Source organism: Amycolatopsis roodepoortensis, assembly GCF_024628825.1.
Taxonomy (GTDB): Bacteria; Actinomycetota; Actinomycetes; order Mycobacteriales; family Pseudonocardiaceae; genus Amycolatopsis; species Amycolatopsis roodepoortensis.
Genome location: NZ_CP102415.1, coordinates 143,286 through 167,013, shown reverse-complemented (window position 1 = coordinate 167,013; position 23,728 = coordinate 143,286). Strand labels below are relative to the sequence as shown.

Genomic DNA, 23,728 nt, shown 5'->3' with positions numbered 1-23,728 from the left:
CGAGAAACCCGGAGGTCTCATGGACGTCGTCACCCTTGGCCCGGAGGAGATCCGTGCCGCCGTGTCCATGCCCGACGCGATCGACGCGGTACGGAACGGTTTTCTCGCACTACACCGTGGCGAGTTCGAAATGCCGACCCGGACCGCGTTGCGCGATGGCGGATTCCTGGTGATGTCGACGCATCACCGCCCGACGGCGTCGGCGGCCATCAAAACCCTGAGCCTCAATTTCGACGACCGGGTGCCTGCCATCGTCGGGACCGTCGTCTGGAGCGAACTCGGCCACGGCCGGCATCTCGTCGCCGACGCCGCCGAGGTGACCCGCATCCGCACGGGGGCCGTCGTCGGCGTCGCGACCGACCTACTGGCCCCGGCGGACGCGAAGACCTGCACCCTCATCGGTGCCGGCGGACAGGCCGCCGATCAGATCCGCGCCGTGCACTCCGTCCGGCCGTTGACCGAACTCAGGATCGTCAGCCGCGGACTCGAACGCGCCGAAGCGCTCGGCGAGGCCCTCGGCACGGAGTTGGACCTCGGCACCGTCGTCACTGTCGCCGACGCCGATCAAGCCGTCCGGGACGCGGACATCGTCTGCTGTGCCACGACGGCCACCACCCCGCTGTTCTCACTCGCCTCCCTGGCCGGGCACGCGCACGTCAACGCCATCGGCGCCTTCCGCCCCACCATGCGGGAACTTCCGGACGACCTGCTCGCCGACGCGACCGTCGTCGTCGACCAGCGCGAGGCGGTCCTGGAAGAGTCCGGAGAGATCATCCACGCCATCGAGGCGGGTGCCATCGACGAGGACGACCTGATCGAGCTCGGCACGGCGCTGACCGAGGGAGCCGGAGAGCGGGACGGCCGCACGGTCTTCAAGACCGTCGGAGTGGCCATGCAGGACTGGGCGATCGCCAGTGTGCTCGCTCGAACGTGCCTGGGCGGGCCCCGGTAGCGGCACCTTAGCGGTCTTGGCGACCTTCACGTTCGCGGAGGACGCGAGCCTCCCGGCGGCGCAGGTCGGCGCGTTCCGACCAGCCGTCGATCAGGTCGTACCCCGCGACGCACAGACCGAGCAGGCCGAGGATCCCGGTGATCACCGCGGCGGAGATCAGGTCCAGCACGGAGCACAGCACGGCCGCACCCATCAGTACCGCGCCGATGCCGAGATTCCATTTGCCGAAGCCGCTCATGCCGGCATGATGCCGTACGGCAGGCTCGATCGTGGAGATTCGGGACGGCATGTGTCCCGAATCTCCACGACCTCCTAGGCCTCGTCGAGGAGATCCTCGATCAGGATGGGGATGTGCCGGACCCGGATGCCGGTGGCGTTGTGGACGGCGTTCGCGACCGCCGCCGCCATCCCGACGATGCCGATCTCGCCGAGCCCCTTCGCGCCCACCGAGTTGTGCAGCGTGTCCGGGTACTCGACGAAGTGGACGTCGACCTCGGGGATGTCCGCGTTCACCGGGATCAGGTAGCTCGCGAAGTCACCGTTGGCGAACCGCCCGTTCTCCTCGACCTCCAGCCCCTCGTGCAGCGCGGCCGAAACACCCCAGATCATCCCGCCGAGGATCTGGCTCCGAGCCGCCGCCGGGTTGATGATCCGGCCGGCGTCGAACACCCCGAGCATGCGGGACACCCGGATCTCACGCGTCCACTTGTGCACGCGGACTTCGCAGAACTGCGCACCGAACGAGCTGAACGAATGTTTCGTCAGCTCCTCGCCGGGCGCCGACGAACCGGTCACGGACAACGACGAACGATCGAGTGTCCGAAGCAGCTCACCGAAGGTCATCGTCCGCTCCCCGGCCTGCACGCGACCGTCCGCGTAGGCGACCTCCATACCTTCGAACGGCGCGCCGGGAGCGGACGCCAGTGCGAGCAGCTCGTCGATCGCCTTGGCCGCGGCGATCATGATGGCCGTGCCCACGCTCGCGGTCGCCGTGGAACCACCGGACATGCCTCCGGGCGGGAGGATCGAGTCGCCCAGCCGCGGCACCACCCGATCCGGCGGAATGTCCAGAGACTCCCCGCCCACCAGGGAAAGCACGGTCAGCAGGCCCGTCCCGGGGTCCGCCCCGCTGGTCGCGACGACGGCGGTGTCGTCGGGCAGCAGGGTGATCCCGACCGTGGCCGGGAACCGCAGGGCGGGGAACATGGCGGTGGCCGTGCCCATGCCGACGAGCCAGTCGCCGTCCGTACGCCCCTGGGGTGCGCGATCCGCCCAGCCGAACCTGGCCGCGCCGACGCGGAAACACTCGTCGAGGTGCTTGCTCGACCACTGCAGATCCTTGCCGGGCGGAGCGGTCGAATTGTTCCGCTGCCGCAACTCGATCGGGTCCATGCCCAGCGCGACCGCGAGTTCGTCGATCGCGCTCTCCAGCGCGAAAGACCCCGGTGCCTCGCCTGGCGCCCGCATGAAGGTGGTCGGTGGGAGGTTGAGCGGCACCATCTTCTGGCTGATGGCCAGGTTCCGGGTGGCGTACCACTCACGCGAGGTGCCGTGTGACGTCGGCTCGACGAACGACCGGTCCAAGTCCGTGCCGCACCACGAGTCGTGCCGCAGCGCGTTCAGCGTGCCATCGTGTTCCGCGCCGAGGGCGATCTTCTGCACCGTCCCGGCGCGGCCGGCGGTCGCGGTGAAGACCTGCTCCCGGCTGAGCACGGCCTTCACCGGTTTGCCCAGCACCTTGGCGGCCGCCGCGGCGAGGAACGCCGGGGTGGCGGTCCGGCCTTTGCCCCCGAACGCACCGCCGACGAAGGGATTCACCGCGTGCACCTCCGACGGCTCCGTGCCCAGCGCCATCGCCAGCTCCGCCGCCTGGATATCGGAACCCTGGTTTCCGCTGTAGACCGTCAGGCCGCCGGGCCCCCACACCGCGACCGCGGAATGCGGTTCCATCGCGGCGTGGTGCTGAGGCGCGGTGGTGTACGTGGCTTCGACGACCACCGGGCTCTCGGCGAGCGCGTCCTCGATGGACTCGACGCCCTCGGCGAGGATCGCGAGTGACGACGGGCCGCCCCTCCCGTCAGGGGCTTCTTCGGCCGAGGCGAGGCCGTCCTCCAAGGAGGTCAGGGCCGGCCTGGTCAGATAGGAGACCTCGACCAGCATCGCCGCGTCGCGCGCCTGCTCGTAGGTCTCGGCGACCACGAAGCCGATCGGCTGGCCGTAGTAGGTGACTTCCTTGTCCTGCAAGGGAACCCAGGTCTCACCCAGGAACGGCGTGGCCGGCGTGCGCAGCTCCAGCGGATCGAAGGGCGTGTACACGCCGATCACACCGGGTGCGCCCTTCGCCGCCGTGACGTCCATCGTGTCGATCTCGCCATGGGCGATCGTGCTGAGCACGACGTAGCCGTGGACCAGTCCGGGGAAGGTGTGGTCCGCCCCGTAATCGGCCCTGCCGGTGACCTTCAGCGGCCCGTCCACCCGGCTGGTCATGAGTGGCTCCCCTCGGTCAGTTCGAGTAGCGCGCGGACGATGGTCCGCCGCAGCAACGACGGCTTGAAGCCGTTCCCGGACAGCGGCCGCGCGCCCTCGGCGGCGAGTGCCGCGGCGTCTTCGAAGGACGCGACCGTCGCGGGCGCGCCCCGCAAGGCCTCCTCGACCGCCGGCAGCCGCCACGGCACCGTGGCCACTCCACCGGCCGCGACCCGGGCGTCGACGACGCGGGTGTCCTCCACCCGCAGCGCGACCGCCGCGGAGCACAGCGCGAACTCGTAGGACTGCCTGTCCCGCACCTTGACGTAGGTGGAGTTCGACGCCCAGTCCAGCCGCGGTACCTCGACCTCGGCGATCAGTTCGCCGGGCCGCAGGTCGTTCTCGACCTCGGGGGTGTCGCCGGGCGTGCGGTAGAAGGAGCCCAGCTCGACGGTGCGGCTCCCGGTCTCGCTGACCAGGCGGAGTCGCGCGTCGAGGGCGACCAGTGCGACGGCGACGTCGCTGGCGTGGGTCGCCACGCACGAATCACTCGTGCCCAGCACGGCGTGCATCCGGTTGGCGCCGGAGATCGCCGGGCAGCCGCTGCCGGGTACTCGCCGGTTGCACGGCGTGGCGACGTCGCGGAAGTACGAGCAGCGCGTGCGCTGCATGAGGTTTCCGCCGATGCTGGCCATGTTCCGGATCTGCTGGGAGGCGCTGAGCAGCAGCGCACGGGAGATCGCCGGGTACACCCCGGGATGTCCGGCGATGTCGGCCATCCGCTCCAGCGCGCCGAAGCGGAGCCCGTCGGTGGTGTCGATGCCGCGCAGCGGTACCGCGTTGATGTCCAGCACCTGCCGCGGTGTCAGGACTTCGAGTTTCATCAGGTCGACGAGGGTGGTCCCGCCCGCCAGGAATGTGCCCGGCGAGCCGACCGCGTCTTCGACGGTCTCGGGGGCGAGCAGCTCAAAGGGACGCATCGGCCCTCCTCGCCTGCTCGACCGCGGCCACGATGTTCGGGTACGCCGCGCAGCGGCAGAGGTTGCCGGACATGAACTCCCGGACGTCCTCGACGCCTTGCTCGACGGCGGCGACGGCCGACATGATCTGCCCGGACGTGCAGAATCCGCACTGCAGGGCGTCCTGATCGACGAACGCCTGCTGAACCGGGTGCAGTCCGTCCTCTGTGGACAGTGCTTCGACCGTGGTCACCGGCTGCTTCACGGTGGCGGCCAAGGTCAGGCAGGAGAGCACCGGCCGCCCGCCGACGTGCACCGTGCAGGCGCCGCACTGCCCTCTGTCGCAGCCCTTCTTCGGGCCTGTGACGGCGAGCCGCTCCCGCAGGGCGTCCAGCAGGGTCACCCCGGGATCGACACCGAGATGTTCCGTCCTGCCGTTGACTTCGAGTGAGATGTCCACTGGATCTCTTTCCGCAGATCGTCCGGGCGGGCCCGGACGGCGTAGGTTGAGGTGGTGGGAGTCCGTTCGCGATAGCTGAAACGGATATTCATCCGCTTCGAATTTCAAGTTAGCGGAACACCATCGGCTCGGCAAGGTCGATACCCGCGCTGGAGTCGCTCCAGGTGCGACGGGTTCCTCGGCTACATTCACCGGAGAACCAGATCGGTGGACAGGAGGGACGATGACGACGGGATCGGTCAATCCCCGGCGTGCGGACACCCGGCGCAACCACGAGCGCATCCTCGCCACCGCGGCGAAGTCGCTGGCCTGTTCCGGTGAGGTTTCGTTCAACGCCATAGCGAAACAGGCCGAGGTCGGCGTCGGCACGGTCTACCGGCACTTCCCCACGCCGGAGGCCCTCATCCTGGCGGTGTACCGGCGCGAGGTGCGCCAGCTCGTCGAGATCGTGCCGAGCCTTCTCCAGAAGCACCCGCCGGAGCAGGCGTTCCGGGTCTGGACGACCGACCACCTGGCGCACTACATGATGACCAAACGCGGCCTGGCCGACGCACTGCGCGTCGCGACCGCCTCACGAGGCGAACTGCCCGCCGGGGCCTATCAGGACATGGTCGGCGCGGTTTCCACCTTGCTGCGGGCCAACGTCGACGCCGGCACCGTCCGGGCGGACCTGGAGCCCGAGACCGTCCTACGTGGACTGGGCGGACTGCTGTACCTGGACCCGAAAGGCGAATGGCGGCGCGACGTGGCGAACCTGCTCGACCTGCTGTGGCACGGAATGGGCACCGGCCGGGTCTGACGCGTGCGTCACGGCCGGGGGATGTTCCGGAGGTTGGCCCTGGCCAGGTCGATCATCCGGCCGACCCCGCCTTCGAGGACGACCTTGCTCGCGGCCAAGGCGAACCCGCCGAGCTGACCGGCGGTGATATGCGGCGGGACCGACAGCGCGTTCGGGTCCGTCACGACGTCGACCAGTGCGGGCCCGTCGTGGCTCAGCGCTTCCTTGAGGGCCGCGCGCAGCCGGGTCGGATCTGTGACCCGCTCGGCGCGCAGGCCCGCGCCACTGGCGATGGCGGCGAAGTCGACCGGACGGTGGTCGGTCTGGTAGTCGGGCAGGCCGTCCACCAGCATCTCCAGCTTCACCATGCCCAGCGAGGAGTTGTTGAACGTCACGATCTTGACCGGAAGGTCGTGCAGGGCAACGGTGAGCAGTTCGCCGAGCAGCATGCCCAGCCCTCCGTCGCCGGACATCGACACGACCTGACGACCCGGATAGGCGAACTGCGCGCCGATGGCGTGCGGCAGCGCGTTGGCCATCGTGCCGTGCAGGAACGACCCGATCACCCGGCGCCGACCGTTGGGGGTGAGATACCTGGCCGCCCAGACATTGCACATGCCGGTGTCCACGGTGAAGATCGCGTCGTCCGCGGCGAGCTCGTCGAGCAGATCCGCGGCGAACTCCGGGTGGATGGGCACATGCCGTTCGACGTTGCGGGTGTAGGCGTCGACGACCTGTTCCAGTGTTTTGCAGTGATCACGCAGCATGCGGTCCAGGAAAGTCCGGTCGGTCTTGCGCCGCAGGAGCGGCTGCACGGCCCGCAGGGTCTCCCGCACGTCGCCGTGTACCGCCAGTTCCAGCGGTGTGCGCCTGCCGAGGCGGGTCGCGTCGTGGTCGATCTGCACGGTCCTCGCCTGGGGAAGGAAAGAGTCGTAAGGGAAATCGGTGCCGAGCAGGACCAGTAGATCCGCGTCGTGCATGGCCCGGTAGCAGGCGCCGTAGCCGAGCAACCCGCTCATCCCGACGTCGTAGGGATTGTCGTACTGGATCCATTCCTTGCCCCGCAGGCTGTGCCCGACCGGTGCCTGCACGGTCCCGGCCAGCTCCATCACCTCCGCGTGCGCCCCGCGCACCCCGGCGCCGGCGAACAAGGTGACGGTCTCGGCGTCGTTGATCAGCTCGGCGAGCCGTGCCACCTGAGGTTCCGGTGGCACGATCGTCCCGTGCTCGGTGACCGGCGCCCCGGTGCCGGTGGGCGCGACGGCGTCGAGGTGCGCGACGTCGCCGGGCAGCACCAGTACCGAAACCTCGCCGCGGGACACCGCGTGCTGCATGGCGATCCGCAGCACCCTCGGCATCTGTGCGGGCCCGCTGATCTGTTCGCAGTAGCCGCTGCAGTCGACGAACAGCCGCTCGGGATGGGTCTCCTGGAAGAACCCGGTCCCGATCTGGCCGGACGGGATGTGCGAGGCGAGCGCGAGCACCGGGGCGCCGGTGCGGTGCGCGTCGTAAAGCCCTTGCACCAGATGGGTGTTGCCGGGGCCGCAGCTGCCCGCGCACACCGCGAGCCGTCCGGTCAGCTGGGCCTCGGCGGCCGCGGCGAAGGCACCGGCCTCCTCGTTGCGGACATGGACCCACTCGATGCCCGGGGTGCGGCGGATGGCGTCGACGACGGGGTTGAGGCTGTCCCCGACCACGCCGTAGATCCGTTCCACCCCGGCCTGCACCAGGACTTGGACGAACTGCTCGGCGACGTTGGGCTTGGCCATCGGGACCCCTTCGATGCTTCGGCGGCGGACACCCTCATGATCCACGTCCGGCCCCCGCCTCGCAGGTTCTATTGAGAGGTAAGTCAAACGTGTCGTGCTCGTGGGCGAGGCTGAAGGCACTGGTCGTGAGTGGCGTTTCGGGTTAGAACCCGAAACGCCACTCACGACCACCTGTACCGACCCACGCCACCTTTGCCCTACCCCTCGAATAACCAGGGCGCCTTAGGTATCTACGTGGATTCGGGCTGCGGGGCGATCAAGGACCGCCCGTTCTAGCCGAGCTCGGCCGAGGAACCGACGACGACCGCGTAGAGATCACCGATCGTGGCGAGCGCCGCGCGGTGCTGGTCCGCGGCGGTCACCGGACCGGCGACGGAAGGGAGCGCGCGTGTGGCGCAGGCCGCGGCCACCACGGTCGGGTTGTTCCCGCGCAGGAACGCGCCTTCCGCGGTGAACGTGACGCACATATGGGTCATGAACCCGGCCACCACGACGTCTTTGTGCCCGGCGGCGTCCACCAGCTCCCCCAGGCGGGTCCCGACGAAGGAGTTCGGCGCGGTCTTCACCACGACCTCCTCCCCTGGGCCGGGGGCGACGCGCTCGTGGATCCGGCCCAGGTCCTGCCGGAGGTCGTACGGGCTGCCCTCGCCGCCGTCGTGCATGACGTGGATGACCGTCGCACCCTCGGCGCGAGCGCGCGCCAGCAAGGTGGCCGCTTCGTCGAGCGCCGCCTCCCAGCCGTCGAGTTCCATCACGCCGCGGGTGTAGGTGTTCTGGTAGTCGACGAGGATCACGGTCGCGTCCGAGAGCGTCGCGGGAGTCGTCGGCAAGGTGCTGATTTCGCGGAGCGTGGTGCTGGTCATCGTGTGTTCCTTCGCTTTCCGGTCGGTACGGTTACCATGATCGCTGACCCGATTCGATGGTGAGATACGGATTCGGGTCAGCCGTGGCCGGGATCGGCCGATATTCGCGGGAAGGGATCGATGAACGCTCCGAGTGTGGCCGTCCTGGCGTTCCACGGGATCAGCCCGTTCCATCTCGCCGTGCCGTCCTTGGTGTGGGGAGCCGAATCCCCGGCGGGCGACATGGAACCGTGGCCGATCACGGTCGCCGCCGTCGAAGCGGGCAGGCTCGCCACGAGCGCCGGCTATTCGATCGACGTGCCCGCCGGCCTCGGCGCGCTCGCGGAGGCCGACATCGTCGTCGTGCCGTGGTGGTCCGACCCGGAAACCTCGACGCCTTCACCCGTGGCCGCCGCGTTGCGAGCCGCACACGAACGCGGAGCCCTCGTCGTCGGGCTCTGCCTGGGGGTTTTCGCCCTCGCGGACGCCGGCATCCTCGACGGGCGCGCCGCGACCACCCACTGGAAATGGGTCGAAACCTTCCGGAGGCGCTTCCCTTCGGTGGAGCTGCGCCCCGAAGAGCTGTACGTCGACGAAGGCGACATCGTGACCGGCGCGGGCGCGACCGCCGGGATCGACACCTGCCTTCACCTCCTCGCCCGCACGGCCGGGCAGGTCGTCGCCAACGGCGTCGCCCGCCGGATCGTCGCCGCGCCGCACCGTCCCGGCGGCCAGGCCCAGTTCATCGAGCTTCCCGTACCCGCCGCCGACGAGGATCCGCTCACCACCGTGATGAACTGGGCACAGTCCCGCCTGGACGCGCGGCACAGCATCGACGACCTCGCCACCAGGGCGCATATGAGCCGAAGTACCTTCACCCGCTCGTTCCGCGCCCGCACGGGGACCACCGTCCACAGCTGGCTTGTCGCGCAACGCCTCGCACGGGCACGCCAACTTCTCGAGACGACAGGGCTCGGCATCGACGCGGTCGCCGCGCAGTCCGGGTTCGGCACGCCTGCCCGTCTTCGCGAGCACTTCGCCTCCGCGCTGGGCACGACACCGACGCGCTACCGGGTCGAGTTCTCCGCCCCGGGTCCGGCACCCGGACCGCGGTAGCCGGGAGAAATCCTTTTCCCGCCGCTCACCGGAAAGTGGAATCATCAATTCCGCGAACCGGCGGGACTGCGTGCGCGTCCGGAAAGAGCCGTGTCCCCGCACTGCCATTTCGCGCCGGTGAATAGCTCACCCCCGAGGGTGAGCTCAATCGAGTGCATTGTCCGGCGGAACTGGATCGAAGAAGCCGCTCCGGGGCAAGATGACCGGGCACGAAGACCGGGACGACGGAGGACCATGTGGAGCTGTGCGGAACCCCCATCTTCGACTCTCTGGTCGAGGAGACGAGAAGGGCGGCCGCCGGAAATGGCACGCTCCCCCGCGAGGACAATTCCGAATCGAGCGAACCGCGCGTGGATGCCGGCGAGGAAAACAAATGACGATCATCCGACACTGTGAACGTTCCGAATAGCCGTCGCCGATTATCAGCCTGTTTCAGATGAATGCGCGTCGCCGGGAACACCGGCGGAATTCTGCAGATCGTCGAGCAATCCCAGCTGGCCGGTGATGACCCCGGTCAGGATCCCGCGAGCGACGGCGAGCAGTTCGGCGACCGACGGACTGGTCAAGGAGTAGGAGACGGTCGTACCTTCCTTGCGCGGCACCACCAGGTTGGCGCGCCGCAGGACGGCGAGCTGCTGAGACAGGTTGGCGGGCTCGATACCGAGGTCGGCGAGCAGCTCCGAGACGTGGTGCTCCCGCTCGCTGAGAAGTTCGAGCACGCGGATCCGGACGGGGTGCCCCAGCGTCTTGAAGAGCTCCGCCGTCGCCTGATACAGGGGACTGTTCATCGGCATCCCTTCCCCGCGGGTCCCGCCGTCCGCACAACCTGATCGTGCCCGATTTCCGGAGCCGCCGAACCTCGGCCCGCACCGTTCGAGCAGGACCACACCCGATCAGGGCATAAAAACGTCCATAAATTGCATATTTATGCAAGTCTGCATATCAGAGAAGGTGAGAACACCTGTGAGTCACGGCATGCGGGATTCCGCGAGCCTCTTGTCGTTCCCCCGGCCCGCCACGAGGTGCGGACGGTGACCACCCGCCACTCCATCCCCACCGCGGCCACCCGGGCCCACCTCGCCCTCGCCGCGCACGCGGCGGAACTGGCCGATCTCGCCGCGAACGCCGCCCGGGTCGACGCCGACGCGGAGCAGGACGCGTGCTCGACGCGGGATCATTCCGGGCTGATCGGGATGGCGCAGCAGATCCTCGAAGCGGCGGTGGTCGCCGCACGGCTCGACGGGAAGACCTGGCAGGAGATCGCGTACAGGCTCGACGGAGCTACACCGCGGTCCGTGCGGACCCGATACTGGCCTTCGGTCGCGCGGTTCCGTGCGGATCCCTTTCCGTCACAGCACTCGCGCCGCGACGGCGTGCCCGAGCACACTGAGCAGACCGCATTCCGCCTTCGCAGGCTGCCGACGCCGGAACAGCGACCAGACGCCGGCGAGTCCGCGCCGGAACCGGCCCGCTCGCCGGCCGGGCACCTCGCCCTGGTCACGATCCCGGCCGAACAGGGCGACGACCAAGCCGCACGGGAGCCGACGGCCGCGGACGCGCGGCTGAAGATCGCGGAAAGGCTGGTCGCCGCCTACGAGCGGATCGCGACCAACGACCGGCAGCCACCGCAATGGATCCTCGACGGGCTGGCCCACGCCCGCCGCACGGCCGCGGAACTCCGTGCTCACACGGGCGCGCCGCCTGAATGACTCTCGGCGGGAAGCTACACCGAGGTCGCGAGACCGGCTTCGCGGTCGAAGTCGTGCTCGTCCTCGGTCTGCGTCCGCGCCACCATCTTCGCGACCAGGTCGAAGATCGGCGTGGCTTCCTGCGGGAAGGTCACGCTCTGCTGGTTCGCGCTCTCGGCGATCATGAACCGCTACTCCTCAAGGGTGATGACTACAGCGACCGTTCACACTAACGGCCGCGCCGTGATGACGGGCCGTATTCGGGGTTTTCGGTCGAACGTCACTGAAGTCACCGGATGCGGACGTCGTGGTGCCGGACGGACTTAGGAGTCCTTCGCGGACACACGATCGCCGGATATCTCGTGCTCACGCCTGGTGAGCACCAGTGGAGCACCTTCGGTGATGGCCACCGTGTGCTCGGAATGAGCCGTGCGTGAACCGTCGGCCGAGCGGATGGTCCAGCCGTCGTCGTCGAAGACGATCCGGTCGGTCGTGCGGGCGAACCAGGGTTCGAGCGCGACGGTGAGTCCCGGCTGGAGCTTCAGACCACGGCCTGCCTTGCCCTTGTTGGGAATGTGGAGTTCCTCGTGCATGGTGCGGCCGATGCCGTGGCCGCCGAACTCGGTGTTCACCGGATAGCCGTAGGCGCGGGCGACCGCCCAGATGGCCGCGGAGATGTCGCCGAGACGGTTGCCGGGACGTGCGGCCTCGATCGCCGCCTCCAGTGCTTCCTCGGTGGCACGGACGATCCGCAGGTCCTCTTCCGCGGGCGTTCCGACGATGACCGTGCGCGCCGAGTCGGCCGCCCAGCCGTCGATCTTCACCGCGAGATCCGCGGTGAGCACGTCACCGTCGCGCAGCGTGTAGTCGTGGGGCAGGCCGTGCAGGACGGCGTCGTTGACCGCCAGGCAGATGACGTTGCGGAACGGGCCTTTGCCGAAGGACGGCGCGTAGTCCCAGTAGCAGGACTCCGCGCCGCGTCGCTGGATCATGCCGCGTACGTGGTGTTCCAGGTCCATCAGGTTGACGCCCACGTCCGCGAGGTCGCCGACCTCGGTGAGCACTTCGGCGACGAAACGCCCGGTCACGTGCATACGCTCGATCTCGGCGGGCGTCTTCAGTTCGATCATCGGATCCTCGCGTCACAGGTTGGTATTATTATACCGGAACCCTAGCAGGTGGCGGTATAATAATACCAACTCCCTCCCGTCAGGCGACTGGAGAAGGGCTGCCCAGCCGTCCGTCGTGCACTTCGACGATCCGGTCCACCGCGGCGAGATGCACCCGATCGTGCGTGACCAGGACGGTGGCGGTGGACCGCTCGCGCGTCAGGCAGGCGATCAGCTCGATGACCGCGGCGCCGCGGTCGTGATCGAGGGCGCTCGTCGGTTCGTCGATCAGCAGCACGGTCGGTTCGTTCATCAACGCGCGCGCGATGTTCACCCGCTGTCGTTGACCACCGGAAAGCTGATGTGGGCGACGTCCCGCCTGCGCCGCGAGCCCGACGGCAGCCAGCAGGTCCATGGCCACACCGCGTGCCCCGCCCGCGGAGCGGCCGTCGATCCGGGCCATGACCTGAAGCTGTTCGGCGGCCGTGAGGGCGGGCAGCAGATTCGGCTGCTGGAAGACGATCCCGATCTTGCGGCGGCGGAGTTCGGTGAGTTCGCCGCGGGTCAGACCGGTGGTCGTGGCGCCGTCGATGGTGACGGTCCCCTGGTCCGGGGTGATGAGGGTCGCCGCGACGGCGAGCAGGCTGGACTTCCCGGAGCCGGAGGGCCCGGCGACGGCGGTGATCGTGCCCGGCGGGACGTCCAGCGTGACGTCGTCGAGTGCGGTGAGGCGGGCGTCGCCGTCGGGATAGGTGAGGGTGACGCCGGTCAGGTTCAGGCTCATCGGGCACTCCCCAGTGCGGTCAGCGGGTCGACGGAAGTGATGCGGCGGACGGAAAGCGCCGCACCCAGCGCGCCGAGCAGGATCATCACGGCGGACGGCACGAGTACGGTGGCCGGAGTCAGCAGGAAGGGCACGGCGGAGCCGGCGACCGCCGTGCCGAGCCCGACGGCCAGGCCGGTTCCGATGGCGGTGCCGCCGACGAGAAGGACGACGGCCTGGCCGAGCGCGTCCTTCAACAGGAAGGCGGTGCTCGCCCCCAGCGCCTTGAGGACGGCGATGTCACCGCTGCGCTGGATGGTCCACACGGTGAAGAAGGCGCCGATCACGAGGGCGGAGATGGCGAACAGGAAGCCGCGCATCAGTTGCAGCGAACCGTTTTCGGACGTGTAGGAGCCGATCGCGGACAGCGAGTCGCTCTTCGAGACCGTCGTTGTACCGGCGGCGAGGTCGGTGGCCGCGAGATCGGCGTCGGCCGCGGTGGTCAGCGCGAGCACCGTCGCGCTCGGCTCGCCGCCGGTGGGTGGCGCCGTCTTCGCCCAGACGGCGAGGTCCGCCCAGATCACCGGTGTGTGGCTGAACCAGGCGTCCCCCGTCACGGCGGCGACCGTCAGCGGGCGCCCGGTCACGGCGATGGTGTCTCCGCTCCGGACGCCCAGGTCGTCGGCGGCGGACGTCGACAGCACCACCGAGTCGCCGGTGATCCTTCCGCCGTCCGGGGCGAGCGCCGAACCGGGCCGGACCCCGAAAACGGAGATCCCGGCGCTGCGGCCGCCCGCGGTGGCCTTGGTGGTGGCTATGCCCAGCGGTTCGGCGGCGGTGACGCCCGGCGTCTCGGCCCACTGCCGTCGCTGTGTTTCGGTGACGGCGGAATTGGCGTAGGAGAGGCTTTGCCCGGCGCCGGGGGCGGCGAAGACGATCTTGTCCGCAGGCAGGCCGGTGATCGCGGAGATGTTCTGCTCGCCCAGCCCCGCGGTGAGCCCGGACAACAGCCCGACCAGCAGGGTGATCAGCACGACGACGGCACCCATCAGGGCGAACCGTCCTTTGGCGAATCTCAGATCTCTCCAGGCGACGAACACGGCTCGGGTCTGTCCTCTCGGGGCGGGTGGGCTGGCTACCTCTCCACGATCGCCGCCGGTGACCGCGCCGGCATCCGGCCGGAGATGGCACTTCGCCCGCCGTAAGACGGCACGCCGCCTCTACCTTTGGATAGAGGCGCGCGCCGATCCCGCTCCGTAATCTGGACGCACTGTGACCGCCGCGCCCGCTTTGACCCCGACCAGCCGGGTGCTGACCTGGTGTCTGCACCTGCTGCTCGTCGCCCTGCTCGCACTCGCCGCCGTGCGGGCGGTGGCGGACGGCTCACCCGAAGCGGGAGCGATCGTCGCGGCGGCGGTGACGTGTGCCGTGGTGTACGCGGCCGGCCCACTGCTGCCTCGCGTCCGGACGTCCCGGCGGGCCGCCCTGTGGTGGCTGGTCGCGGTGGGCCTCGTCTGGCTGGTGCTGTTGGTGCTGACCGCCGACGGCGTCTGGGTCGCCTTCCCGCTGTACTTCCTGCAGTTGCATCTGCTGCCGCGCCGTCAGGGGCTGGTCGCGGTGATCGTGACCGCGCTGGCGGCGATCACCGCGTTCACCGCCCACCAGGGTGCCTTCGTTCCGGCGGCGGCGATCGGACCGGCGCTCGGCGCAGCTGTCGCGGTCGCCGTCGTCTGGGGTTATCAGGCGCTGTACCGCGAAAGCGAACGACGCCGGGACCTGATCGAGGAGCTCACCGCCACCCGTGCCGACCTAGCCGAAGCCCAGCACGAGGCGGGAGTGCTCGCCGAGCGGGAGCGGCTGGCCCACGAAATCCACGACACCCTCGCCCAGGGACTGTCGAGCATCCAACTTCTGTTGCGTGCCGCGGAAAGGACGCTGCCCGATACCGCGGGGAACGCCGCCCGCTACGTCGAACAGGCTCGTCAGGCCGCCGCGGACAACCTCGCCGAAGCCCGCCGGTTCGTCGTCGCCCTGTCTCCTCCCGCACTCGACGACACCACGCTGGCCGACGCACTGGACCGGCTGTGCGCCACCACCAGCGCCCGGCACCGGATCGCCGCACGCTTCCGTCTCTCAGGCGACGTCGTTCCGCTGCCGACCGCGTACGAGGTCGCGTTGCTGCGCATCGGCCAAGCGGCCCTGGCGAACACCGTCCGGCACGCCGACGCGTCCACCGCCGACGTCACCTTGTGCTACGGCGGCGAGCACGTCACCCTCGCCGTCGTCGACGACGGTGTCGGCTTCGATCCGGAACACAGCGCCTTCGGGCTCACCGCGATGCGTACCCGGATCGAAGCGCTGAACGGAAGCCTCACCGTCGAGTCCTCCCCCGGCCACGGCGCCACCGTGTCCGCGCGACTGCCCAAGGAAAGCCCGTGACCGAACCCCCGATCCGGCTTCTGCTCGCCGATGACCACCCCATCGTCCGGGCCGGTCTACGTGCCGTACTGGAAACCGAACCAGGACTGGTGGTCTCGGCCGAAGCCTCGACCGCCGAGGAAGCGGTGGCCCGAGCCGCCGAAGGCGACATCGACGTCGTGCTGATGGATCTGCGTTTCGGCTCCGGGATGACCGGAGCCGAGGCCACCGCGGCGATCACCGCGCGGCCGGACGCTCCCCGCGTCCTCATCGTCACCACCTACGACACCGACGCGGACACGTTGCCCGCCATCGAAGCGGGGGCCACCGGCTATCTCCTCAAGGACGCGCCTCCCGAGGATCTGGCCGCCGCCGTGCGGACCGCCGCCGCCGGGCGCACCACGCTCGCCCCGACCGTCGCCGACCGGCTCATGAACCGGATGCGGATGCCCGCCACCGCACTGACGCTGCGCGAGATCGAAGTCCTGGTCCTGGTCGCGGACGGCCTGTCCAACCGGGCCATCGCGGACCGGCTGCACCTGACCGAGGGCACGGTGAAGTCCCATCTGGCCCGCAGCTACACCAAACTCGGCGTCGATTCGCGCACCGCCGCCGTCGCCACCGCGACGGATCTCGGCCTGATCCGGCGCTGACCGGCCTGGACTCCGCGAGGGCCTCGTGAGTGGTGGAAGATCCGACGCGACCACGACTGTCCACAAGGGACTTCAGAGGCGTAGGAGGCTACCGCGCACTTCACGGGCTTCCGCCAGTCGAGCGTGTCGCGAAAGCCACTTTCGGGACCTCAGGCGTCGCGAAAGTGGCTTTCGCGACGTGGGCGGCGGCGAGGTGGTCGGTGCGGGTGGTCGTGAGTGGTCAGGTGAGTGTGTTGCGAAAGCCACTTTCGCAACCTTGAAGGTTGCGAAAGTGGCTTTCGCGGCATCGTTACCGAGGCCCGATGTCACGCGCCGAGTGGATCAGTGCCCGAGGACTCCGCTGACCTCGTTCGGCGTTCCCGGGATCGTCCCGGTCGCGGTCTTGGTCCCGGACGCGAGGTCCACCGAGTGGATCTCCTTCTTGCCGGGATCGGTGACGTAGGCGGTTCCGCCCCGGACGAAGATCGCCGGGCGCGGCTGCTGCCACTCGATCGGCTCCTGCCAGGTGCCGATGACGGCGATCTTCCGCTGCACCGCACCGCTCACCGGGTCGATCACATGGATCTGGCCGTCGGTGCCCAGCACCAGGGCCTCCCCCTGAGGCCCGCGGGCCAACGATCGGAAGGTGTAGCTGGTCCCGATGTCGACGTGCTTGAGCGTGGCCTTCTCGGTGTCGATCAACGAGATGCGGCTCGGGCGTTCGAGCTCGGCCGCTTCGTCGACCTTGTAGTCGCCCAAGGTGATCGGCGAGACGTCCGAGCCCGCCTGGTTGCCGATACGACCGTAGGGATCCGGGCTCGTCACCTTGGTGATCACGCCGTTGCGGTAGATCAGCGCACCGGTCTGACAGCCGACCACGACCGCTTCACCGCGCGCGGCGGCCTCGCCGTGCACGCCGGGGCACTGCTCGTTACGCGCGATCTCCTTCTTGTCCTTGTCCAGCACCACGATCCCGGACCGCTTGTCCTTGTCGCCGACGGTGGTGAGCAGTTCGCCGTTCGCGAGTTCGACGGCCACGCCGTGATGCGCCTCGGGCGTCTTGTACTTCGGCGCGGGGAGCGCCGCGGTGCCGATCGTCTTCGGGTCGAAGACTGTCACTTCACCGGTCCCGTCGGCGAACAGCACCGTCTTGCCGGCGTGCCGGACGACATGTCCCGGCTTGGCCGCCTTCACCTCGTTGTCCGTGAGCACGGCGCCGACGGCGTCGAGGACCCGGAATCCGGTGGAGGTCGAGACCAGGAGGTGCCGGTCGTTCCCGGCGGGGTTGAGGCGGTTGAAGCCTTCCAGCGGAAGATTCTTGGCCACCTTCAAGGTCTTCCCATCGAGCAGCACGATCCCGCCGTCGTAGGTGACGGCCACCGGATCGGCGACGACCGGTGCCGGAGCCGCGTCCTTCGCGGGTTCCGCCGCCGGCTGTTCGGTCCCGCAGGCGGCCAGCGCGAGCGTGCTCGCCGTCGTCGCCATCAGCGCGAGATATCGGGTCTTCCGTGCCATTTTCCTGTGCCTTTCGTCTGTTCCGGTCAGGAACGGGTCAAACCGGTGGTGATCGATTCGGTGTTGGCGCGCATCATTTCCAGATAGGTGGCCGCGCCCTGGCCTGGTTCACTGAGGGATTCCGAGAACAGCGGGGCCACCTGGACGTGCAGCCCGGCCTGTTCGGCCAAGACCCGGGCGAGCCGGTCCGGTTGCGAGGAATCGGCGAAGATCACCGGCACTCCCGCCGCACGGACGGTGTCGGCGAGGGCCTTCAGATCCGAGGAGCTCGGTGACGCGAGCGTTGTTCCGCCGGGGATCACCGCGCCGACGACCTGGAACCCGAACCGCTGGGCCAGGTACCCGAACACGTGGTGATTCGTGACCAGTTTCCGGCGTTCCGGCGGAATCCCGCCGAACTTCTCGGCCATCATCTTGTCGAGTGCCTCGATCTCCCCGCGATAGCGTTCGGCGTTGGCGCGGATCACCGCTTCGTCGACCCCGTCGACATGGGCGACGACCTCGTCCGCGATCGCCTTCACCGCGTCGCGCACCCGTGCCGGATCCGTCCAGAAATGGGGATCGGGCTTGTTGTCGGCATAACTGATCGGATTCGCCCGCTCCCCGGCGGGTAACGCCGGTACGCCGCTTTCCTCGGCCGTGCGGACGGTGCGCAGGATTCCCTCTTCGAGCCCGAGTCCGTTGTAGACGATCAGGCCGGCACGTTCGACCTGGGCCGCCTGCTGTGCGGAGATACCGAAGGAATGCGGGTCCGCGTTCGGCTTCATCAACACCGTCACGTCTGCCTGATCACCGACCACGGCACGAGTGATATCGCCGAGGATGTTCGTCGTGACGACGACCGACTTGCCGCCCCCGCCGGTCCCGGAGCAGCCGGCCGCCGCCAGCAGCGCCACCACGAAGAGGGCGAGTACGCGGCGCCTCATCGGCCGGTCTCCACGATTTGGCCCGCCTTGCCGCCGACCTTCAGGGTCCTGGCGCGCCGGAGGTTGTCGTTGTAGTCGATTTCGTACACCTCGGCCGAGAGCGGATTGTTGATGTAGGCGCGGGTGGAGTCGACCTGGATCGACGGAACATCGGCGGCGGTCGCCTCCGGGGTCAGGAGCGGGATGGCCGTCTGTTCCTTGCCGGCGCCGTCGAAGGAGCGCAGCTTTCCGTCCCGGGCGAGGACCAGCAGCGGTCCGCCCTCCCCGACTGTGTTCACCGCGGCGACCGGGCCGGTCTCGACGTGCTGCCAGCTACGGCGTCCGACGTCCAGTGACCACACCGCGGTCTCCCCCGCCCGCGCCGCGAGCGTGGAGCTTCCGGGCCGGTGGAAGAAGGCCGTGGCGCGTTCCTGCGCGTTGACAGCGCGTGGGTATGGGATCTTCGCCCCGGCGAACGTGCCGTCCTTTTCGGTCACCAGCAAGGCGCCGTCCGCGCAGCCGAAGACGACTCCGCGCCGGGTCACGGCCTGCCCCTGCAAGTCAGGGCACGGCTGGTCGATGTCCGCCACTGCTTTGCCCTGGCGATCGTGGACGCGCACACCGCGGGCGAGCGGCTTTCCGGCGTCGGCCACCGTGGCGATGATGTGCCCGCCGTACGGGATCGCCACACCCGCGTGGGGCTCACGCGTGATCTTTCCCAACTCGGTCACGGAACCCTTGTCCAGCGCGGCCCGGTCCAGCAACGTCGCCGAACCGTCCGAATAGGACAGTGCGGTGACGGCGGGATCGCTGTAGGCCGCCAGGGGTTCCTTCCCGGGCGCGACGCCGACATCCCGGACCTTCGCCCGGTAGTAGTGGACGTGGTCACCGTGGTCGACCATCCACGAGCCGCTGTCGATCACCCGGGTCGTGCCGTCGCGGGCGGTCAGGTAGCCGAAGCGGCCGTCACCGGTCACGGCTCGCACTCCGTCGACTCGCCCGACCTCGTGCACCTCTTCGGTGATCAGGTCGACGACGCGTACGGCGCCGGTGTCCGTGTCGGCGACGATCAGCCGCGACTGCGCCTCGGCCGCCTCCTCGGCGCCTTCGACGTAGCCGTGCGGGACTTCCGCGGTCACCTCCTTCGGCTGCTCCGAGCCGCACGCCGCCAGGGTCAGCGCCGCGACGACGACCGTCACTGCTTTCAGTTTCATCGTGAGCTCTCGATCTCCGGTGTCAGGGAACGGAATCGCTGTCGTACGAAGGACAGGAACGCGGAAAGGAAGAACAGGAGGACCGCGCCGGCGGCGATGGTCGCGCCCGCCGCGGTGCCCCAATGCCAGGACACGAGCAGGCCACCGGCCGTGGCGGCGATGCCGAGCAGCGCCGCGATGAGCATGATCGTGGTGATCCGCCGCGACCAGAAGAGCGCCGCCGCGGCGGGGGCGATGAGCAGCCCGAACACCAGCAGCGTCCCCACGACGCGGAACGACGCGACGATCGTCAACGTGACCAGCCCGAGCAGCACCGCGTTGGCCAGGCGTGGCCGAAGCCCCAGTGTGTGCGCTTTGCGGACGTCGAAGGTGAGCGCGGTGAACGAACGATGTCCCACCAGCGCCACCGCCCCCACGACCAGAAGGGTGATCGCGAGGCCCACCAGGTCACCCGATCCGACGGCGAGCACGTCGCCGAACAGGAAGCCGGTGAGATCGACCGCGAACGACCGCGAGTGGGACACGATGATCACGCCGCTCGCGAGCATGCCGACGAAGAGCAACCCGATGGTGGTGTCCTCGGACAACCGCCGCGAACGGCCGAGCGCGGTCACGCCGAGCGCCATCACCCCGGCGCTGATCGCCGCGCCGATCAGCAGGTTCACGCCGGTCAGCGAGGCGATGGCCACGCCCGGCAACATGCCGTGCGACATCGCGTCGCCGATGAAGGCCATCCCGCGCAACACCACCCAGGTGCCCACGACGGCGCACACCGCCGAAACGAGCACTCCCGCCACCAGCGCACGCTGCACGAACGACACCTCGAAGGGGATCAGCAACCACTCCACGCGTCACACTATAGTGGTAATGATTGTCATTATCTGAAAGAGGTGTCGATGACCCCGGACACAGCGGCGCTCACGATCGACCGCGCGCACGCCCATTACGGCTCTCGCGAGGTGCTGCGCGGGATCACCGCCCGGGTCCCGTCGGCGCGGCTCACCGCCATCGCCGGCGCGAACGGAGCGGGGAAGTCGTCGCTGCTGAACCTCGTCGCGGGCGTGCTCCCGCCGACCACCGGCTCGGTGACCCGGCGAGACCCGGGGCGGGTCGCCTACGTGACCCAGCAGAGCGAGGTGTCGCGGTCGCTGCCGATCACCGTCCGCGCCACCGTCACGATGGGGCGGTGGGCGCACCGCGGCCACTGGCGGCGACTGTCCAAGACGGACCGGAAGATCGTCGCGGAATGCTTGGAGCTACTGGAGATCACGTCGATCGCGGACCGGTTGATCGGCACGTTGTCCGGCGGGCAACGCCAGCGTGCACTGGTCGCTCAAGGGTTAGCCCAGCAAGCCGGGCTACTGCTGCTCGACGAGCCATCGGCCGGGCTCGACCTGCACGCCCGCGGCCTGATCGAAGAAGCCCTGCGCGCCACCCTCGCCGGTGGCACGACCGTCCTGCGCGTCACGCACGATCTGGAGGTGGCGGGCCGGGCGGATCACTGCCTGCTGCTCCAGGACGGCCGACTCGTCGGCGAAGGCGAACCGGCGTCGGTGCTGACCCCGGAACGCGTAGCGGAGGCCTGGGGCCTGCCGACCCGCCTCCAGTCATCTGATCGCGCCGATTCTCGCTAGGGTGCTCCGGTGGAAGCGACGTGGCGGCGCATCATGGCCTTGCTGTCCGAACACGCACCCGCCATCGCGCGCGAAATCCGGCCTCCGGCGCCGGCCGCGCACGTCGCGCGCCTGCGAGATCGCGTCGGCCTCGAACTCCCGCCCGAGTTGCTCACCTGGTGGGCCCTCATGGACGGCGTCGACGACGAGCGCGTGCGCGGAGCCGAAGACCTGATCCCGAAGGGCTACCTGCCCCTGTCGGTGGCGCGAGCCGAGGAGGAGTACGCCAGGCAGTCGCGGTACCCGGACCCTGGCTGCTGTAACCCGGCAGGAACGCACCACAAGCAGGCGGGCCAGGACGGATTCCCCTACTGCACGGCGAACCTCCCCATCGGCCGGGCGATCGACGGAGGCCTGCTGTGCGTCGACCTGCGGGCAGGCGAGCACCACGGCTGCGTGATGGAGTGGTACGCCAGTGAAGGGATCTATCGGTCCGACTGGGCGAGCGTGGCCGAGATCCTCGACGAGATGGATGAGCGGCTCAGCCGGCCTTGACCCGCGAAAGCCACCGCACGGTGACGTCCAGCGCCTCTTCCGCCGAGTCCCCGAACCCGTGTCCCGCGCCCGCCAGAGAATGCCAATCCGTCCCGGCCCGCGCCAGGGCCGTTTCCCGCGCGATCTCGTGAGAAACGTGCTCGTCCCCCGAACCATGGACGACCAGCGCGGGCATCCTGGACGCCAGGAAGGCGCCCCTCGGGTCGAGGTGGGCGAACTCCTCGAACAGCGCCGCGCCCAGTTCGAACCGGCCTTCGATGTCCAGAAACCCGTTCTGTGCCAACGAAGCACGATCCGAGTATAGCGCGATCCCCCTGGGCAGCTCCGGCTCCAGGAAGGTCCGCCGCAGGTCGAGCACCGGCTGCCAGAGCACCACCCTTCGCACAGGCAGCGACGCCAGCGACAGTGCCGTGCTGACGGCACCGAAGCTCGACGCCACCACCGAAACCGGCCCGTCCACCGCGGCGCGCAGGTCCAGGAGTTCGCCCGCGACGGTCATGTCCCTCGGCCGCCCGTCACTACGGCCGTGCCCTCGGAAGGAGAACCTCAGCACCGTGAATCCCGCGGCGGCGAGCCTCGGCGCGAGCTCGGTGAAGAGCCCGTTCTCGTCGAGGTCCGCGGTGATGCCGTGGACGAGCACGACCGTCTCCGGGCCGCCGTCGTGCCGGACACTGTCGAGCCGGAGCCCGTCGGACGTCGTGATCACAGGTACAGCACCGCCGTGAGCACCATGCCGCCCAATCCGACCAGCCAGGTGTACGGCAGCGTCGAGACCATCGCGCGTTCCGGACGCACTCCGGCGTACTGGGACGCCCACACGGTCTGGGTGCTGGTGGGGTCGGAGACGCTGAACACCTGGTTGTAGGACGCCATCAGGCCGACGACGGCCGGAAGCGGGTAGATGCCGCCGGTGACCAGCACGCCGGCGACACCGGCGCCGAGCCCGAACACGTTGAGCGGGCCGCGGAACAGGCACAGCGGGACAAGCGCCGCGAAGACCACGACGAACCACACCGCCCCGGACGGGCTGATCGCCGCCACGATCGGCGTCAGCGCGCCCTTCGCGCCGGGGAGTTTCACGGCGGCCAGCAGCATCCCGATCGCGACGAACAACACGATCGGCGGCGCCGCGACGTCGAACGCCTTGTACAGCGAGCGCAGGCCACGTCCGCTGAGCTCGCCCCATTTCGTCGTCGTCACCAGCGCGTAGACCACCCCGGCCAGCAGGGACGGCACGATCGGCACCGCGAACCCGAGCGCGAGCACGATGGGCAACAGTGGCGAAAGCAGCGCGTACCAAGGTGCGTCGCCGCGGCGCACGCGCGCCTTCGGCCGCTCCAGTTTCACCGCCCACGTGTGCCGGGCGCCGTGCCGCGTCTGGATGAGGACGTAGGCGATGCCCCCGACGAGCGCGAGCGGGAACAGCTTGATCATGATCGACTTCACGTCGGAGACCGGCGCCCCCAGCGCGTCGGACAGGAACTGCCACACGGCCAGTTCGAGCGGTGCGCCAGCAGAGATGCCCATCAGCACCGTGCCACCGGCGGCGACCGGGCTGACCCCGACGGCGATCATCGCGGGGATGCCGACGACGCCCGCGAGCATGGCCGCCGGAGCCGAACCGGTGATGCTGCCGCACAGGATCGACACGGCGAACACGCCGAGGGCGACGACCGACGGCCGTTCCCCGCCGAACTCGACGATCTTCCGCACGAGGGTGCCGGCGATACCGGTCTCGTCCATGAGTGTGCCGAGCCAGGAGCCGAGCAGGACGGCGATCATCGTGGACGCCAGCGTCGCCGAGCCCGTCTGGAGCACTCCGGTCAGGATGCTGTCCTTCGCGCCCGTCAGGGGCGCTCCGGCGAGTACGGCGATGCCGAGTGCGAGCAGCACCAGCGCGAACGCCGTGGGCAGCACGCGGGTGAGCATGAGCACGACGCCCACCGCCATCAGGACGAGAATCGCGATTCCCAT

The 23,728-nt window shown here is 69.3% G+C and carries 25 protein-coding genes; 8 read left to right on the top strand and 17 right to left on the bottom strand.

Features of this window, described 5'->3' with window-relative positions; all coding sequences use genetic code 11:
• The first annotated feature begins 19 nt into the window (after positions 1-19).
• Entirely contained in the window at positions 20-952 is a 933-nt protein-coding gene (locus NQK81_RS00755) for an ornithine cyclodeaminase family protein (protein ID WP_257486551.1), read from the top strand.
• Positions 953-959: 7 nt separating this feature from the next.
• Here the strand turns inward: NQK81_RS00755 and NQK81_RS00750 are convergent, their stop codons facing one another.
• The 4 genes from NQK81_RS00750 to NQK81_RS00735 all read right to left on the bottom strand — a co-directional run bounded on the left by NQK81_RS00750 (position 960) and on the right by NQK81_RS00735 (position 4,837).
• On the bottom strand, positions 960-1,190 hold the full coding sequence (locus tag NQK81_RS00750; RefSeq protein WP_192744221.1) for a hypothetical protein: 231 nt from the start codon (positions 1,188-1,190) through the stop codon (positions 960-962).
• Between the two features lie 74 nt (positions 1,191-1,264).
• Positions 1,265-3,439, bottom strand: coding sequence for a xanthine dehydrogenase family protein molybdopterin-binding subunit (locus NQK81_RS00745; protein WP_257486550.1), 2,175 nt, complete (start codon positions 3,437-3,439; stop codon positions 1,265-1,267).
• The gene (locus tag NQK81_RS00740; RefSeq protein WP_257486549.1) at positions 3,436-4,398 is read right to left on the bottom strand and encodes an FAD binding domain-containing protein; all 963 of its coding nucleotides are present in this window, start codon (positions 4,396-4,398) and stop codon (positions 3,436-3,438) included. The genes NQK81_RS00745 and NQK81_RS00740 overlap by 4 nt, the downstream gene beginning before the upstream one ends.
• The gene (locus NQK81_RS00735; RefSeq protein ID WP_192744218.1) at positions 4,385-4,837 is read right to left on the bottom strand and encodes a (2Fe-2S)-binding protein; all 453 of its coding nucleotides are present in this window, start codon (positions 4,835-4,837) and stop codon (positions 4,385-4,387) included. The genes NQK81_RS00740 and NQK81_RS00735 overlap by 14 nt, the downstream gene beginning before the upstream one ends.
• 223 nt (positions 4,838-5,060) lie before the next feature.
• Here NQK81_RS00735 and NQK81_RS00730 point away from each other — a divergent pair, with 223 nt between their 5' ends.
• Positions 5,061-5,636, top strand: a complete 576-nt coding sequence (locus tag NQK81_RS00730; protein WP_257486548.1) for a TetR/AcrR family transcriptional regulator — start codon at positions 5,061-5,063, stop codon at positions 5,634-5,636.
• Positions 5,637-5,644: 8 nt separating this feature from the next.
• On the opposite strand, the gene NQK81_RS00725 is transcribed toward NQK81_RS00730, so the two are convergent.
• Both NQK81_RS00725 and NQK81_RS00720 read right to left on the bottom strand, forming a co-directional pair.
• On the bottom strand, positions 5,645-7,384 hold the full coding sequence (locus NQK81_RS00725) for a pyruvate dehydrogenase (RefSeq protein WP_257486547.1): 1,740 nt from the start codon (positions 7,382-7,384) through the stop codon (positions 5,645-5,647).
• 272 nt (positions 7,385-7,656) lie between these two features.
• A complete protein-coding gene (locus tag NQK81_RS00720) occupies positions 7,657-8,247 on the bottom strand; it encodes an isochorismatase family protein (RefSeq protein ID WP_257486546.1) in 591 nt (196 codons plus the stop codon).
• A 120-nt stretch (positions 8,248-8,367) separates the two neighbouring features.
• On the opposite strand from NQK81_RS00720, the gene NQK81_RS00715 reads away from it, so the two are divergent.
• Complete coding sequence (locus NQK81_RS00715; protein WP_257486545.1) at positions 8,368-9,342, top strand: GlxA family transcriptional regulator; 975 nt, start codon at positions 8,368-8,370, stop codon at positions 9,340-9,342.
• A 422-nt stretch (positions 9,343-9,764) separates the two neighbouring features.
• Here NQK81_RS00715 and NQK81_RS00710 read toward each other — a convergent pair whose 3' ends face one another.
• Positions 9,765-10,130 (bottom strand): ArsR/SmtB family transcription factor, encoded by a 366-nt coding sequence (locus NQK81_RS00710; RefSeq protein ID WP_192744209.1) that lies wholly within the window; start codon positions 10,128-10,130, stop codon positions 9,765-9,767.
• Between the two features lie 243 nt (positions 10,131-10,373).
• On the opposite strand from NQK81_RS00710, the gene NQK81_RS00705 reads away from it, so the two are divergent.
• Positions 10,374-11,051, top strand: a complete 678-nt coding sequence (locus NQK81_RS00705) for a hypothetical protein (protein WP_257486544.1) — start codon at positions 10,374-10,376, stop codon at positions 11,049-11,051.
• 14 nt (positions 11,052-11,065) lie between these two features.
• Here NQK81_RS00705 and NQK81_RS00700 read toward each other — a convergent pair whose 3' ends face one another.
• The 4 genes from NQK81_RS00700 to NQK81_RS00685 form a co-directional block, all read right to left on the bottom strand.
• Complete coding sequence (locus NQK81_RS00700) at positions 11,066-11,215, bottom strand: hypothetical protein (RefSeq protein WP_185927105.1); 150 nt, start codon at positions 11,213-11,215, stop codon at positions 11,066-11,068.
• A 138-nt stretch (positions 11,216-11,353) separates the two neighbouring features.
• Positions 11,354-12,160, bottom strand: coding sequence for a type I methionyl aminopeptidase (gene map, locus NQK81_RS00695; protein WP_126733055.1), 807 nt, complete (start codon positions 12,158-12,160; stop codon positions 11,354-11,356).
• A 79-nt stretch (positions 12,161-12,239) separates the two neighbouring features.
• A complete protein-coding gene (locus NQK81_RS00690; RefSeq protein WP_257486543.1) occupies positions 12,240-12,923 on the bottom strand; it encodes an ABC transporter ATP-binding protein in 684 nt (227 codons plus the stop codon).
• Positions 12,920-14,002 carry an ABC transporter permease gene (locus NQK81_RS00685; RefSeq protein ID WP_257486542.1) on the bottom strand — a complete coding sequence of 361 codons (1,083 nt, stop codon included), beginning with the start codon at positions 14,000-14,002 and terminating at the stop codon, positions 12,920-12,922. Before NQK81_RS00685 ends, NQK81_RS00690 begins: the two co-directional genes overlap by 4 nt.
• 172 nt (positions 14,003-14,174) lie before the next feature.
• Between NQK81_RS00685 and NQK81_RS00680 the strand changes: the two genes are divergently transcribed.
• Positions 14,175-15,341 carry a sensor histidine kinase gene (locus tag NQK81_RS00680; protein WP_257486541.1) on the top strand — a complete coding sequence of 389 codons (1,167 nt, stop codon included), beginning with the start codon at positions 14,175-14,177 and terminating at the stop codon, positions 15,339-15,341.
• Positions 15,338-15,973 carry a response regulator gene (locus NQK81_RS00675; protein WP_126733059.1) on the top strand — a complete coding sequence of 212 codons (636 nt, stop codon included), beginning with the start codon at positions 15,338-15,340 and terminating at the stop codon, positions 15,971-15,973. Before NQK81_RS00680 ends, NQK81_RS00675 begins: the two co-directional genes overlap by 4 nt.
• 321 nt (positions 15,974-16,294) lie before the next feature.
• Here NQK81_RS00675 and aztD read toward each other — a convergent pair whose 3' ends face one another.
• The 4 genes from aztD to aztB are packed head-to-tail and all read right to left on the bottom strand — an operon-like array spanning position 16,295 to position 20,434.
• Positions 16,295-17,467 carry a zinc metallochaperone AztD gene (gene aztD / locus NQK81_RS00670; RefSeq protein WP_257486540.1) on the bottom strand — a complete coding sequence of 391 codons (1,173 nt, stop codon included), beginning with the start codon at positions 17,465-17,467 and terminating at the stop codon, positions 16,295-16,297.
• Between the two features lie 26 nt (positions 17,468-17,493).
• Entirely contained in the window at positions 17,494-18,393 is a 900-nt protein-coding gene (gene aztC / locus NQK81_RS00665; protein WP_257486539.1) for a zinc ABC transporter substrate-binding protein AztC, read from the bottom strand.
• On the bottom strand, positions 18,390-19,586 hold the full coding sequence (locus tag NQK81_RS00660) for a hypothetical protein (protein WP_257486538.1): 1,197 nt from the start codon (positions 19,584-19,586) through the stop codon (positions 18,390-18,392). The genes aztC and NQK81_RS00660 overlap by 4 nt, the downstream gene beginning before the upstream one ends.
• Positions 19,583-20,434: a zinc ABC transporter permease AztB gene (aztB, locus tag NQK81_RS00655; protein ID WP_257486537.1), complete on the bottom strand. Its 852-nt coding sequence runs from the start codon at positions 20,432-20,434 to the stop codon at positions 19,583-19,585. The genes NQK81_RS00660 and aztB overlap by 4 nt, the downstream gene beginning before the upstream one ends.
• 48 nt (positions 20,435-20,482) lie before the next feature.
• Here aztB and aztA point away from each other — a divergent pair, with 48 nt between their 5' ends.
• On the top strand, positions 20,483-21,220 hold the full coding sequence (gene aztA, locus NQK81_RS00650; RefSeq protein ID WP_257486536.1) for a zinc ABC transporter ATP-binding protein AztA: 738 nt from the start codon (positions 20,483-20,485) through the stop codon (positions 21,218-21,220).
• 9 nt (positions 21,221-21,229) lie between these two features.
• On the top strand, positions 21,230-21,754 hold the full coding sequence (locus NQK81_RS00645) for an SMI1/KNR4 family protein (RefSeq protein ID WP_257486535.1): 525 nt from the start codon (positions 21,230-21,232) through the stop codon (positions 21,752-21,754).
• Here the strand turns inward: NQK81_RS00645 and NQK81_RS00640 are convergent.
• On the bottom strand, positions 21,741-22,460 hold the full coding sequence (locus NQK81_RS00640; protein ID WP_257486534.1) for an alpha/beta fold hydrolase: 720 nt from the start codon (positions 22,458-22,460) through the stop codon (positions 21,741-21,743). The two genes, NQK81_RS00645 and NQK81_RS00640, sit on opposite strands and share 14 nt — an antisense overlap.
• The gene (locus tag NQK81_RS00635) at positions 22,457-23,728 is read right to left on the bottom strand and encodes a transporter (RefSeq protein WP_257486533.1); all 1,272 of its coding nucleotides are present in this window, start codon (positions 23,726-23,728) and stop codon (positions 22,457-22,459) included. The genes NQK81_RS00640 and NQK81_RS00635 overlap by 4 nt, the downstream gene beginning before the upstream one ends.